Origin of the sequence: Parapedobacter soli, assembly GCF_025460835.1 — a bacterium.
GTDB classification, from domain to species: Bacteria; Bacteroidota; Bacteroidia; order Sphingobacteriales; family Sphingobacteriaceae; genus Parapedobacter; species Parapedobacter soli.
On record NZ_JAMXAY010000002.1, the window covers coordinates 26,641 to 39,495 of the forward strand.

At 49.8% G+C, this 12,855-nt stretch carries 9 protein-coding genes; 7 read left to right on the forward strand and 2 right to left on the reverse strand.

The features are described from left to right. Nucleotides 1–9 precede the first annotated feature (9 nt). Nucleotides 10–1,923, reverse strand: coding sequence for an exosporium glycoprotein BclB-related protein (locus NGM62_RS22105; RefSeq protein WP_315975843.1), 1,914 nt, complete (start codon nucleotides 1,921–1,923; stop codon nucleotides 10–12). A 297-nt stretch (nucleotides 1,924–2,220) separates the two neighbouring features. Next, nucleotides 2,221–2,718 (reverse strand): methionine-R-sulfoxide reductase, encoded by a 498-nt coding sequence (locus NGM62_RS01255; RefSeq protein ID WP_262245366.1) that lies wholly within the window; start codon nucleotides 2,716–2,718, stop codon nucleotides 2,221–2,223. 413 nt (nucleotides 2,719–3,131) lie between these two features. Between NGM62_RS01255 and NGM62_RS01260 the strand changes: the two genes are divergently transcribed. From NGM62_RS01260 to NGM62_RS01290, 7 genes are all read left to right on the forward strand, one after another. Beyond that, nucleotides 3,132–4,427, forward strand: coding sequence for a cytochrome c3 family protein (locus tag NGM62_RS01260; RefSeq protein ID WP_262245368.1), 1,296 nt, complete (start codon nucleotides 3,132–3,134; stop codon nucleotides 4,425–4,427). A gap of 49 nt (nucleotides 4,428–4,476) precedes the next feature. Further along, the gene (locus NGM62_RS01265) at nucleotides 4,477–7,491 is read left to right on the forward strand and encodes a TAT-variant-translocated molybdopterin oxidoreductase (RefSeq protein WP_262245370.1); all 3,015 of its coding nucleotides are present in this window, start codon (nucleotides 4,477–4,479) and stop codon (nucleotides 7,489–7,491) included. Nucleotides 7,492–7,512: 21 nt separating this feature from the next. Further along, nucleotides 7,513–8,994 carry an NrfD/PsrC family molybdoenzyme membrane anchor subunit gene (gene nrfD / locus NGM62_RS01270; RefSeq protein ID WP_262245372.1) on the forward strand — a complete coding sequence of 494 codons (1,482 nt, stop codon included), beginning with the start codon at nucleotides 7,513–7,515 and terminating at the stop codon, nucleotides 8,992–8,994. A gap of 4 nt (nucleotides 8,995–8,998) precedes the next feature. Further along, nucleotides 8,999–9,535 (forward strand): DUF3341 domain-containing protein, encoded by a 537-nt coding sequence (locus NGM62_RS01275; protein ID WP_262245373.1) that lies wholly within the window; start codon nucleotides 8,999–9,001, stop codon nucleotides 9,533–9,535. After that, entirely contained in the window at nucleotides 9,528–10,151 is a 624-nt protein-coding gene (locus NGM62_RS01280; RefSeq protein WP_315975844.1) for a c-type cytochrome, read from the forward strand. Before NGM62_RS01275 ends, NGM62_RS01280 begins: the two co-directional genes overlap by 8 nt. A gap of 20 nt (nucleotides 10,152–10,171) precedes the next feature. Continuing rightward, nucleotides 10,172–11,407, forward strand: coding sequence for a quinol:cytochrome C oxidoreductase (locus NGM62_RS01285; protein ID WP_262245375.1), 1,236 nt, complete (start codon nucleotides 10,172–10,174; stop codon nucleotides 11,405–11,407). Nucleotides 11,408–11,477: 70 nt separating this feature from the next. After that, the gene (locus NGM62_RS01290; protein WP_262245377.1) at nucleotides 11,478–12,827 is read left to right on the forward strand and encodes a cytochrome c oxidase subunit II; all 1,350 of its coding nucleotides are present in this window, start codon (nucleotides 11,478–11,480) and stop codon (nucleotides 12,825–12,827) included. The last annotated feature ends 28 nt before the right edge of the window (nucleotides 12,828–12,855 follow it).

Genomic DNA, 12,855 nt, shown 5'->3' on the forward strand with positions numbered 1-12,855 from the left:
AGTTGGGGGTTATCGGATTGCTAAACCTGCGCTGACGTAACCATTGACCGCGGTAGCTATCGGTGAGCCGATAGTTGAAACATATACGACGAGCAATATCCGCGTGCCGGCGGTTACCGGAATGGATAAGCCGCTTGCCTGGCCGTTACGCGTATCGCCAATATTGACGAATCCATCAAGCTTGGGAAGCGTCACCTCGGCGTTTTCGATGGGTGTAAAGATGTTATTTGGGGTGGTAGACTGGTACAATTGGGCATGGATAGTTAACGGCTCAAAGAGGGTGATCCCGGTCGTGGCACTGAAGAATGCCGAAAGATCTGTAATCGTACCGTCTCGAGGCATGGTGAAAGCCATGTTAGGACTAGTTGTTAAGTCAATGGTCGAACCTAGTATGCTTAACAATTGTGCATTGTTGCCAAAGCCAACCACCGAGGGTGTGCCCGTTAATCCGCCGATTAATGTCGTCATGGAAACCGGTGCGCCAGACGAAAAAGGGATGATTGCTCCACCGCCGTCGGATCCCGCTGGACCGTAGGGACCAGCGGGTCCCGGATCGCCTTGGTCTCCTTTTACGGCAACCAATGCATAATCTCCGCTGACGTCTGGAGTGATGGGAAGGGTCGGAGTGGTAATAACGACATAAGTAGAACCGTCGTAATGGACGACTTGGCCGGGCAGGTAGCTAGAGGAGCTGGGGGCGTCGAAAGTAACCATAGACGTGAACGTTGCGTTTGCTCCGGTGTCGCCTTTCGGTCCTTGCGGCCCCTCAGGCCCCGCTGGCCCGGTATCACCCTGCGGTCCTTGCGGCCCGGTATCACCCTGCGGTCCTTGCGGCCCGGTGTCGCCCTGCGGTCCTTGCGGTCCGGTGTCGCCCTGCGGTCCTTGCGGTCCGGTATCACCCTGCGGTCCTTGCGGCCCGGTATCACCCTGCGGTCCTTGCGGCCCGGTATCACCCTGCGGTCCTTGCGGCCCGGTGTCGCCCTGTGGTCCTTGCGGTCCGGTATCACCTTGCGGTCCTTGCGGTCCGGTATTACCCTGCGGTCCTTTCGGTCCTTGCGGCCCCTCAGGCCCCGCTGGCCCGGTATCACCCTGCGGTCCTTGCGGCCCGGGATCACCCTGCGGTCCTTGCGGCCCGGTGTCGCCCTGTGGTCCTTGCGGTCCGGTATCACCTTGCGGTCCTTGCGGTCCGGTATTACCCTGCGGTCCTGAGCCACGAGTTAGTACTAGGGCGCCACGAGTTAGGGTATCACCCTGTATCCCTTGCGGTCCGGTGTCGCCCTGTGGTCCTTGTGGGCCGGTTGCTCCGGTATCGCCTTTGATGCCCTGTACCCCTTGCGGTCCGGTGTCGCCCTGTGGTCCTTGCAATCCCGTCGCACCGGTATCACCTTTGGGTCCTTGTGGCCCCTCTGGCCCCGCAGCTCCCGTATCGCCTTGTGGCCCCAGCGGTCCGGGCAAACCTTGTGGCCCCGTAATTCCGGCGTTGCCGTCGGCTCCGCGTGCCACCAGCAGGAGGTAGTCCCCGACGTCGGGTGTTCCGGCCGGACCATTTTTATCGGCCCGGTACACACTGCCGTTGTAGGTAACCAACTGGCCGGCCTCATAGTTTGTAGCGTCTCCTGCATCGTATGCCACTGCTGCTGCAAATGGATTTTCGCCCGTATATTGGATACGCAACCAGGCTGAACCGCTGTAGTAGTAGAAACCGGGCGTATTGTCGGTTTGGTAGATTAACAGACCCGTTGCCGGATTGGTGGGCCGTTCAGCGGCACCCATGCGGGGAATCAATAATCCCTTGCCGTTTGCTGTGATTTCCAACTGTGCCGATGGATCGGGCTGTTCCACGCCAATACCGACCTGGGCGAGCGCTATGCAAGGAGCGATTGCCAAAAACAAGATGATGAGGTTTACGTACGTTTTTTTCATGTTATAAAGGTTATAATATGGTATCCGGTTAGGATGGTATATTGGAAGGCAGTATCAATTCATATCGCCGGGTTTCGGTTACTAGTCATGATATGTTGTCTTTCCTTATGAATTGAAAATATTTAATCTCGGATAGAATATACCCAAAGTAACGTAATTTTTTTGAAATATAAGCCCCATGGGTAGCTATGTATTATTTTAACATCCCATTTTTAGGTGCCATATAACCAGGCATCATGCCAGATTACTAAGCGCCATATCGATAGCTTTACGGGCTGGCGGAAAGCCGCTGTAAGGTTAGGGGGTAGTTGCCACAAACTTCATTGACAGGGAATTGACGCAGTGACGCGTGTTCTTAGGTGTGAACCGCTCTCCAATGAAGACATGGCCTAAGTGGCCGCCGCAGTTGGCACATAAGATTTCCGTACGACGCCCATCAGCATCGGGAACATGTTTTACGGCCCCGTCTATTTCGTCATCGAAACTAGGCCACCCGCAATGCGATTCGAATTTGTCTTCCGACCGGTAAAGGGGCGCGTCACAGCGCTTGCAGACGTATGTGCCGTGTGCTTTATTGTTGAGTAGCGCGCCGGTGAACGGCCTTTCGGTTCCCTTATGTAGAATGATATACTCTTCCTCTGCAGTCAGTTTGTTGTATTTTGATGTATCCATTTTACTTGTCGTTGTGTAATGTCTGATGTACTCCGTGTCTCGATGGCTATCCTGCTGTCGAGCACTTTGCCCGCATGCAGTCTGTAGCGATAAGCATGCGAGTATGAATCCGATGTAACGCATAATTATTTATTTCGTCGGGGTGTGGCCATAACCCGTCTTCCTCCGTTACGCGAATATACGCCATTTGCAGTGAAAATGTTTTCATCCGTATGTAAAATTAAATCCGGATGAGTACTGCGGTATATTTTGTAATAGGTCCTATCAAATAAGAGAAATAATTTCAAACTACCAAATTTATGGATATAACGACAGCGGATGGGCAGTTGTGATTTTTTGATCAAAACGCGTCGTATAAACTCTAATCGCTTATTTTGATCAATTTAGAACGATTATAAATTATTAAATTCAGTCATCGTTTTGTCATCCATACGGCAATAAATCATACTTTTGTGGCAATATTAAAAGGGTGTAGTTCCATTGATTCAGATAGCCCAAATTTTAACATTTATCATAATCAGTATAACGTGCTCAATATGAGACATATCTCGTTAATTTTTGAAAGAGTTGCCAAGCCGATATCCGTTGCGTTGGTGTTGTTGTTTGCGGTTTCTTCATTGCAAGCTCAAGATGCGAAAGAGGGCGAGACGCTCTTCAAAGCCAATTGCTCCACTTGTCACAAGGTATTCGGTAAGTTTTTGGGGCCTGAGTTAGCCGGCGTAAACGAGCGGCGCGAAGAAGATTGGTTGTTGAAGTGGATCCACAATGCTCCTTCGATGGTTGCGGCAGGTGATCCGATTGCGTTGGAATTGGATGCCCAATTCCCGACCAGTATGATGACGGCTTTCCCGCAGCTCTCGGAAACCCAGATAAAGAGCATACTCTTATACGTCAAGTCGGAAGAAGATAAGAAGGCTGCTGCGGATGCCGGTGGTGGTGCTGCCGGTGGTGGTTCAGGTGCTGTGGCAGCCGCAAGCGGTGACGCAAGTAATTTTATGATTCTTGGCCTTGTGGCAGTAATTATCCTGGCTTTCGCGGTCATCTTGGTGCTTAATAAGGTAATCCGTACGCTGGAGCGGGTAATCGATAACAACAAGGAGCTGATACCTGCCGAAGGTGAGGATGAAGAGGGGCCGCGCAAAGACTACTTGGGTAAGCTTAAAAAGCTGGCCAAAAATAAGAAACTGGTGTTTTTTGCAGTATTGATGGTTGCCATCTTCCTTGGTTCTGCTGGCTGGAAAACGATGTGGAATGTAGGTGTTCATCAGGGGTATAAGCCTGTCCAGCCTATCAAGTTTTCCCATCAGCTGCATGCTGGGGTCAACCAAATCGAATGCCAGTATTGCCATGGGGGAGCTTACAAATCAAAAAACGCTTCTATCCCATCGGCCAATGTGTGTATGAATTGCCATAAAGCCATTACCGCAAGTGATAAATACGGTGGTGAGCTGTCGCCGGAGATTGCTAAGATTTACCGGGCATTGGATTACGATCCCGAAACAATGGAATACGGCCCGGACCAGCGGCCCATCGAGTGGATCCGTATCCATAATTTGCCTGATTTTGCTTACTTCAATCACTCGCAGCACGTGGTGGTGGCGGGCGTGGAATGCCAGACGTGCCACGGTCCGATTGAAACCATGGCCGAAGTATACCAATACTCGCCGCTTACTATGAAATGGTGTATAGACTGCCATAAGGAAACCGAGGTGAACCATGAAGGCAACGCCTACTATGACCAACTGATTGCTGCACATGAGCAATTGAAAAAAGGAGAGAAGGTAACAGCAGCCGTGTTGGGTGGATTGGAATGTGGTAAGTGCCACTATTAATAACATACGACGTAATTACTAGACTACGCAATCTTTATATATAGCTTAAATGGAGAGCAACAAGCAATATTGGAAAGGTTTGGAAGAGTTGCAACAAACACCAGCTTTCGTGAAGGAAAGCAAAGGTGAGTTTGCCGAGCCGATTCCTGTTGAAGATGTTTTGAATGAGGCCGGTTTAAGCACCAGAACACCGCGCCGGGATTTCCTGAAAGCCCTGGGCTTCGGGGTTGGTGCCGTTACGCTAGCTGCTTGTAACCGTACGCCTGTACATAAAGCGGTGCCTTATCTGATTAAGCCGGAGGAAATTACTCCTGGTATCCCCAATTTTTACGCATCCAGTTACAAAGGACAGAGCGTATTGGTTAGGACGCGCGAAGGACGGCCCATCCTGTTGGAAGCTAACCCGTCGGCCGTGGGGTTGAACTGTGGTACCGATGCGGGCACGCAAGCTGCAGTGCTCGATCTGTATGACCAATCCAAGCTGAAAGGCCCTAAGCTCAATGGTGCCGATGTTTCGTGGGATGAGCTGGATACCCATGTGGCAGCAGCCCTGAATGCTGCCCAAGCGGCCGGCAAACAGATACGTATCGTGTCGTCTACTATTAACAGCCCATCGACGATTGCGGCAATAGCACGGTTCACTGAAAAGTACCCAACCACGAAATTGGTTGAGGTGGACGCCGTTTCCTATAGCGGTATTATCAAAGCTAACGGCCGTAGTTTCGGTAAAGCGGTGGTACCGCACTACCGGTTTGACAATGCCGATGTCATCGTGAGTATAGCAGCGGATTTCCTGGGTACGTGGCTTAATGGCGAGGAACATACCCAGCAATACATCGGCAACCGCGATTACAAGAGCTTGGAGAAAGGCAAAATGTCACGCCACATCCAGTTTGAAAGTGGCCTGAGCATGACCGGCACAAACGCCGACGTTCGCGTTGCCATCAAGCCATCGGAAGAAGGACCGCTATTGATTGCATTGTATAATGCGATTACCGGCGAAAGCCTTCCCGGAGCAATCAGTACCAACCAGAAAGCACAAACCGCACTGAAACTGGTAGCCCAGGAGCTTCAGCAGGCCCGTGGCCGTGCTGTAGTGGTGTCGGGGTCTAACGACGTAGCGATACAAACCTTGACCAATGCAATCAATGCGGCACTCCAAAGCTATGGCACGACCATCGACTTAGACAACCCATCTTACCAGTACAAAGGGGATGACGAGGCATTCGAGACATTTTTAGCGGAGGTAGGCCGTGGTGAAGTGGATGTGGTGTTTTTCTTGAATACCAACCCGCTCTACGAGTATACTAACGCCGGGGCATTAGCCGAGGCACTCGGTAAAATCAAGTTCAAACTGTCGTTTGCCGACCGTGAGGATGAGACCGCTTCAGAGTTGGATGCTATTGCACCCAACCATAATTTCTTGGAATCATGGGGCGACGCACAGCCGCGGGGCGGATATTACACTATTGTGCAGCCTACGATCAATCCCGTATACAATACCCGCCAGGCAGAACAAAGCTTGCTGTTGTGGGCGGGTGACAAAACCGATTACTACACGTTCGTAAAAGATTATTGGGAGCAGCAAATCCTGGCAGGAAGCAGTAAGACATGGAAAGATGTATTGCAAACCGGATTTGAATTCAAAGGTGATCAGCCTGCATCGCCGTATAGTTTCGATACGTCAGGTTTGGGAACCGTTGCCCAAACAATAGCCGCCCAAAGTAAAACATTGGCCAAAGACGTTGAAGTGCAGCTTTATCAGAGCGTAGCGATTAAAGACGGTAAGCAAGCCAACAACGCCTATTTGCAAGAATTGCCCGACCCGGTATCAAAGGTAACCTGGGATAATTATGCTGCGCTGAACCCAAAGTTTGCGGAATCATTGGGCTTAGGCGAGAACAGCCTCGTAGAAGTAGCGGGGGAAAACGGATATACAATAACGTTACCCGTGCTCATGCAGCCCGGACAGGCAATGGGTACGGTGTCTATAGCTGTAGGTTATGGCCGTACGAAAGCCGGTAAAGCAGGGAACGGCGTGGGTAAAAACGCTTATCCATTTGCGAAGCTACAAAACGGCACCATGCAGTACAATACATCGGCCACGCTATCAAAAGCGCGCGGCTCGTACGAATTGGCGCAAACGCAAACCCACCATACCATTGAGGGGCGTAATATTATCCGCGAAACGAGTTTTGCGAAATACAAGGAAAATCCTGGGCACAATGCTGACCGGTTTGCCGACAAGCACAAGACCTACGATCTGTGGAATAAATACGAGCAGCCCGGACATAAATGGGTGATGGCAATCGACCTCAACGCCTGTACCGGCTGCGGAGCCTGTATTGTAGCTTGTAACCTTGAAAACAATATTCCGGTGGTGGGTCGCGATGAGGTGCGCCGGCGCCGTGAGATGCACTGGATACGTATCGACCGGTATTATTCCATTGAACAAGGCGGTCAAGCATATACTGAAGAGGACGAGATCCGTCACTTGGATGATATGGAAAATGTATCCGTGGTGCACCAGCCGATGATGTGCCAGCACTGCGAACACGCCCCTTGTGAAACGGTATGCCCCGTATTGGCTACCGTGCACTCCTCCGAAGGGTTAAACCACATGGCTTACAACCGGTGCTTCGGGACACGTTATTGTGCCAATAACTGCCCGTATAAAGTTCGTCGTTTCAACTGGTTCAACTATTGGAATGATTCGCGTTTTGATAACTACCTGAATAACGAGTTCACCCATTTGGTGCTGAATCCTGATGTTGTTTCGCGCTCACGCGGTGTGATGGAAAAATGCTCGATGTGTATCCAGCGTATCCAGGCCGGAAAGTTGCAGGCGAAGATAGAGAAACGGACATTGAAAGACGGCGATATCAAGTTGGCGTGCGCATCTGCATGTTCGGCGAATGCAATCATCTTCGGTGATGCAAATGACCCTGAATCGGAGGTGTCGAAAGCACTGAAAAACGAGCGTGTTTACTATGTGCTCGAGGAGATCAACGTACAGCCAGGTATCGGGTACATGACAAAGGTGAGGAATACGTACGAGGCTTAATCAAATTGAAATACCATATTTATGTCATCGCATAACGAATCAATAATAAGGGAACCTTTAGTAACGGGCAAAGACATCACCTATGCCAAGGTGACTGACGACATTCTGTTGCCGGTGGAGAATAAACCTAACAAGGCGTGGTGGATTGGTTTTACCATGGCTGCATTAGGCGCTTTGCTGTGGGTGTTCAGTGTAGGTTACACGTTCTGGACCGGTATCGGTGCCTGGGGGCTAAACAAGACCGTAGGCTGGGCGTGGGATATTACCGACTTTGTATGGTGGGTAGGTATCGGTCACGCCGGTACGCTGATTTCTGCGGTACTATTGATATTCCGCCAAAACTGGCGTAACTCCATCAACCGCTCTGCGGAGGCAATGACTATCTTCGCGGTGATTTGTGCTGCCACCTATGTCGTTGCCCACATGGGCCGCCCCTGGTTGGCTTACTGGATTTTCCCGCTACCCAACCAATTCGGTTCGCTATGGGTGAACTTCAACTCGCCGCTGGTATGGGACGCATTCGCCATCTCGACTTATTTTACCGTATCGCTGGTATTCTGGTATTGCGGTTTGCTTCCGGATATTGCTTCGGTGCGTGACCGTGCTGCGGGATTGAAACGGCGGATTTATTCCATCCTGTCTTTCGGATGGAACGGGTCGGTGAAGACGTGGCAGCGGTTTGAGATTGTCTCATTAATTCTTGCCGGTATTTCCACGCCGCTGGTACTTTCCGTACACACTATCGTATCCATGGACTTTGCCACATCGGTGATTCCGGGTTGGCACACTACCATATTCCCGCCTTACTTTGTGGCTGGAGCCATCTTCTCGGGCTTTGCCATGGTACAAACGCTGTTGCTGGTGATGCGTAAGGTGCTCAACTTCGAGAACTATATCACGATGTTCCACATCGAGTCGATGAACAAGATCATCTTAGCGACGGGTTCGATTGTTGGTATTGCCTATTTGACCGAGCTGTTCATCGCTTGGTATTCCGGGTCTGAGTATGAAATGTACGCGTTTTCCAACCGGATCGCCGGACCTTATTGGTGGGCTTATTGGACGATGATGACGTGCAACGTTATCTCTCCCCAGCTGTTCTGGTTTAAGCGTATCCGTACCAGTATTCCGATTTCATGGGTGCTTTCCATTGTGGTCAATATCGGGATGTGGTTTGAGCGTTTCGTCATTATTGTCACTTCCCTGCATCGCGATTACCTGCCATCAAGCTGGGCGATGTTTTACCCGTCGTGGGTGGATGTCGGCGTGTTCGTTGGATCGGTAGGGCTGTTCTTCACGCTGTTTCTGTTATTTTTGCGCTTCCTGCCCGGCATCGCTATTGCCGAAGTGAAACTGCTGCTGAAGAGCGCGAGCCTGCAACAGAAATCCAAGTTGATCAAGGAAGGCCATCTGGACAGCGAACAGGTTGAGTTTTTCAGGAATACGCTGACGAAATATGACTCGGTAACCGACGAAGAAATTAAAGAACTAGAAACGAAATAGCGCAATGAGCAATATTAAGTATATCCTTGGCAGTTTTGCCGATCCGGACGAGATGATGGACGGAATCGATAAACTTCAAGCCAACAACATCAGCATCTACGATTGCTTCACCCCAATGCCAATCCATGGTATTGAAGCGAAGTTGGGCGTCAAGCCTTCGCGCTTGCCGATTGCAGCGTTTTGCTTTGGGATTACGGGTACATTCCTTGGTTTTAGTCTGCTGTATTATACAATGACCTACGATTGGCCGATCAATATCGGTGGCAAGCCATCGCTACCTTTACCGGCTTTTGTACCGGTTACGTTTGAGGTAACGATCCTGCTGTGCGCATTGGGTATGGTGGCGACCTTTTTCTACCGTAACCATTTGTTCCCGGGCCGTGCTCCACGTGTGATGGACCTGCGGGCTACCGACGACCGGTTTATCATTGCTATCGATGCGAAAGATAATGGGGACCATGAGAAGATTGAAAGCCTGTTAAAGTCAGCAGGAGCGGTTGAAGTGAAGTATAACGAACGAAAATATGTTAGCTATGAATAAAATGAAACTTCTAAGCGCTGTAGGTGCTGCCGTCGCTATTGCGGCCGTGGTGACTTCCTGCGGAGACGGCACAACGCGTAGCCGGGGCTGGGAGTTTTCGCGGAATATGTATGATCCATTGGGTTACAATCCCGACCAGCCTAATCCGAATTTTGCAGATGGGAAAACAGCCCAGACACCACCGGCAGGTACGGTGCCGGTCGGGTTTGAGCGGTTCGATTATGCTAACACGACAGACGACTACATTCGCGCGGGTGAGGAGTTGGTGAACCCGCTAGAACGCAATGAGGCTAACCTCGCAAAGGGTGAAGCGCTTTACCATGTCTATTGCGCAGTGTGCCACGGACCGGAAGGACGTGGTGACGGCTCGATTACAAAAGATAGGACATTGGAAGCCGAATCGCGGCAACTGGAGAACTTCCCCCCGCCACCGTCCTACGCGCAGTCAGATGGCATCAACTCTTCACGTGGCGGGACGATGGCCGAGCTTAGCGACGGGAAAATATACCATACCATTGTCTATGGGCTAAACATGATGGGATCCCACGCGTCGCAGCTCTCACCTGAAGAACGTTGGCAAGTGGTTATGTACGTTAGAGAATTACAAAAGAAATAATATTATATCAGCTATATTAAATGGGAACTCACAATCATCATAACGATTATAACTTCAGCGAACAGTTTACTTTCACTGGAAGGGCGAAAGTGGTGAGTTTGGTCGCACTTGCTATAGGCATCGTGACCATCGCCATTGGCTTACTCTCCAATGACCACGTCACCGTGGAGCGTACGTATGCCAACCTATTGCTGATGGGATATTATTTCACCGGCGTATGTGCTGCCGGCGGGTGTTTTTTAGCCATCCAATACGTTACCCAGGCAGGGTGGCCCTCGGGGTTGATACGGATTCCGCAAGCGATGGCATATATATTGCCCGTTGCATCGTTGATTTTACTTCTTATCATCGTTGGGGGGCTATTTTCACACAACCTCTATCACCATTGGTTCGGCGAAGGGCTTACCGATCCGGATAGTCCTAGTTACGATGCGATCATTGCCGGCAAATCTTCTTTTCTGAATGCCCCTGGCTTTTTGCTGAGGCAAGTGGCTTTTATGGGAACATATAGTATCTGTGCATGGATGTTAGCACGTTATTCCTACAGCGAAGACCTTCATGGCGGCCTCAATTCTTATAAGAAGAGCTTTAAGCTGTCGGCTATATTCCTGGTGATTTTCGGGTTTACGTCGCCGATTTGGATGTTCGATACTATCATGTCGTTAGAAGCCCATTGGTTTTCCACCATGTTCGGCTGGTATAACTTTGCCGCGATATTTGTAAGTGGCCTATGTGTGATTACGTTGATTGTTATCCTCTTGAAGAAGTCAGGGTACTTGGCTTGGGTCAACGAAAACCATCTCCATGATCTAGGGAAATTGATTTTCGGCTTCTCTATTTTTTGGACATATGTTTGGTTTGCCCAATTTATGTTGATCTGGTATGCGAATATCCCCGAGGAAACGGTTTATTTTTACAAACGTTGGGAACCGGAATACAAACCTTGGTTTTGGATCAATGTATTTATTAATTTTGTAATCCCGGTATTGGTGCTGGTAAACCGTGACTTCGTGCGCAACAGCAAGATCCTAGCAGCGGTCTGTATTGTATTGCTATTAGGCCACTGGCTCGACTTCTATATCATGGTGATGCCGGGTACCGTGGAAACACACCGGGCTTTTGGCTGGGTAGAGATTGGTTCGGCACTTGGTTTCACGGGGCTGTTTGCTTTCTTGGTACTCAACAAACTGAGCAAACATGCACTGGCGCCGGCGAAGCATCCGTTCTTGGAAGAGAGCTTGCACCATCAAATATGAGATAGGTCGGGTTGACGGGCGGAAGTTTGGGAAACGAAACACTAAATAAGGAAAATCGTTATAAAAAGAAATGGGCTTTATAAATAATAGCAAGTTTAGGGCAGTCGTTGTACTGGCATTTATTGTGGGAATGGGGCTGGCTAACCAAGCGTTTTCGCAAGAGGTTGTAGATACAGCTGGACAGGCAGTCGACACGGCGGTTGTTACAGCTGCTGATACGGCAACGGTTAGTGATACAACAGCCGCGGCTGGCGGTGCGACCGCGGCCGACAGTGGCACTACAACTGCTGCTGCACCGGCAGCTGCGACTACGGGTACTGCCGTAGCAGCTGCTGAAGAGAGTGGGTCTACCATAGATCCGCAGGTGTATATGAACTTCTTTTACGGCGTGTTGCTGGTATTCCTGATCTGCGTGCTCGTAGGTGTTATCGGGAAAATCATCCAGATATATGAATTGACCCGCCGGATGAACGGTAAGGATACTACACTTTACGCCCGTAATTTCAACGCACAGCTATTTGTACTTGCACTCGTTTTGGGATTGTACGGGGTATATTGGTCGTATGTGCACCACGGTGGGCAGGCTTTCCGGGCAGCGGTTACCGAACATGGGAAGAGTATCGATAACATGTTTATCATTACAACGGTGATTTGTACGGTGGTATTGGTGCTGACACACATTGCCCTGTTTATGTTCGCTTATATCTATCGCGCGCAACCCAAACGGAAAGCATACTTTTACCCACACAATAATACGCTGGAGAAAATTTGGACAATCGTCCCGGCAACAACGTTGACCATACTCGTGCTCTTCGGCTTCTTTACCTGGCGTTCTATCACCAATGTATCTGAAGAAGCCAAACAGGAAGCTATTTTGATTGAAGTAGTGGGTGAGCAGTTTGCGTGGACAGTGAGGTATCCCGGCCGGGATGGTAAAATTGGTGAACGGAATTATCGGCTCACGACACCACTCAACGGGCTCGGTATCGATTTTAACGATAAGAACAGTTGGGACGATCAGTTGGGAAGCGAAATCGTGATCCCCGTGAATAAGCCGGTCCGTTTCCAAATCGGCTCGAAAGATATTTTGCATAGTTTCTACATCCCTGATTTCAGGGTACAGATGAACGCTGTACCAGGTATGAAAACGTATTTCCAGTTTACCGCCACCATGACTACCGAAGAAATGCGCGAGAAGATGGATGATTATAATTACGATTTTGTAATGCTGTGTAACAAGATATGTGGTGGGGGCCACTATAATATGCAGAAAAAAGTACGTGTGGTTACTGAAGAGGAGTACACCGCTTGGCTTAATGAACAGCCGTACTTCTTTACCGAGGATTTGCGGAAAGAATTCCAGCTATCACAAGCTACCGACGAACAAGAGGATGCCAAGTTATTGGCCCAAGCGAACTAAATATTGAGGAAATAACGTATTTAATACA

Bases quoted from the DNA above. Each gene is read 5' to 3' on its own strand.
- NGM62_RS22105 (WP_315975843.1), bottom strand. From the start codon at position 1,923: ATGAAAAAAACGTACGTAAACCTCATCATCTTGTTTTTGGCAATCGCT.
- NGM62_RS01255 (WP_262245366.1), bottom strand. From the start codon at position 2,718: ATGCGTTACATCGGATTCATACTCGCATGCTTATCGCTACAGACTGCA.
- NGM62_RS01260 (WP_262245368.1), top strand. From the start codon at position 3,132: ATGAGACATATCTCGTTAATTTTTGAAAGAGTTGCCAAGCCGATATCC.
- NGM62_RS01265 (WP_262245370.1), top strand. From the start codon at position 4,477: ATGGAGAGCAACAAGCAATATTGGAAAGGTTTGGAAGAGTTGCAACAA.
- nrfD (WP_262245372.1), top strand. From the start codon at position 7,513: ATGTCATCGCATAACGAATCAATAATAAGGGAACCTTTAGTAACGGGC.
- NGM62_RS01275 (WP_262245373.1), top strand. From the start codon at position 8,999: ATGAGCAATATTAAGTATATCCTTGGCAGTTTTGCCGATCCGGACGAG.
- NGM62_RS01280 (WP_315975844.1), top strand. From the start codon at position 9,528: ATGAATAAAATGAAACTTCTAAGCGCTGTAGGTGCTGCCGTCGCTATT.
- NGM62_RS01285 (WP_262245375.1), top strand. From the start codon at position 10,172: ATGGGAACTCACAATCATCATAACGATTATAACTTCAGCGAACAGTTT.
- NGM62_RS01290 (WP_262245377.1), top strand. From the start codon at position 11,478: ATGGGCTTTATAAATAATAGCAAGTTTAGGGCAGTCGTTGTACTGGCA.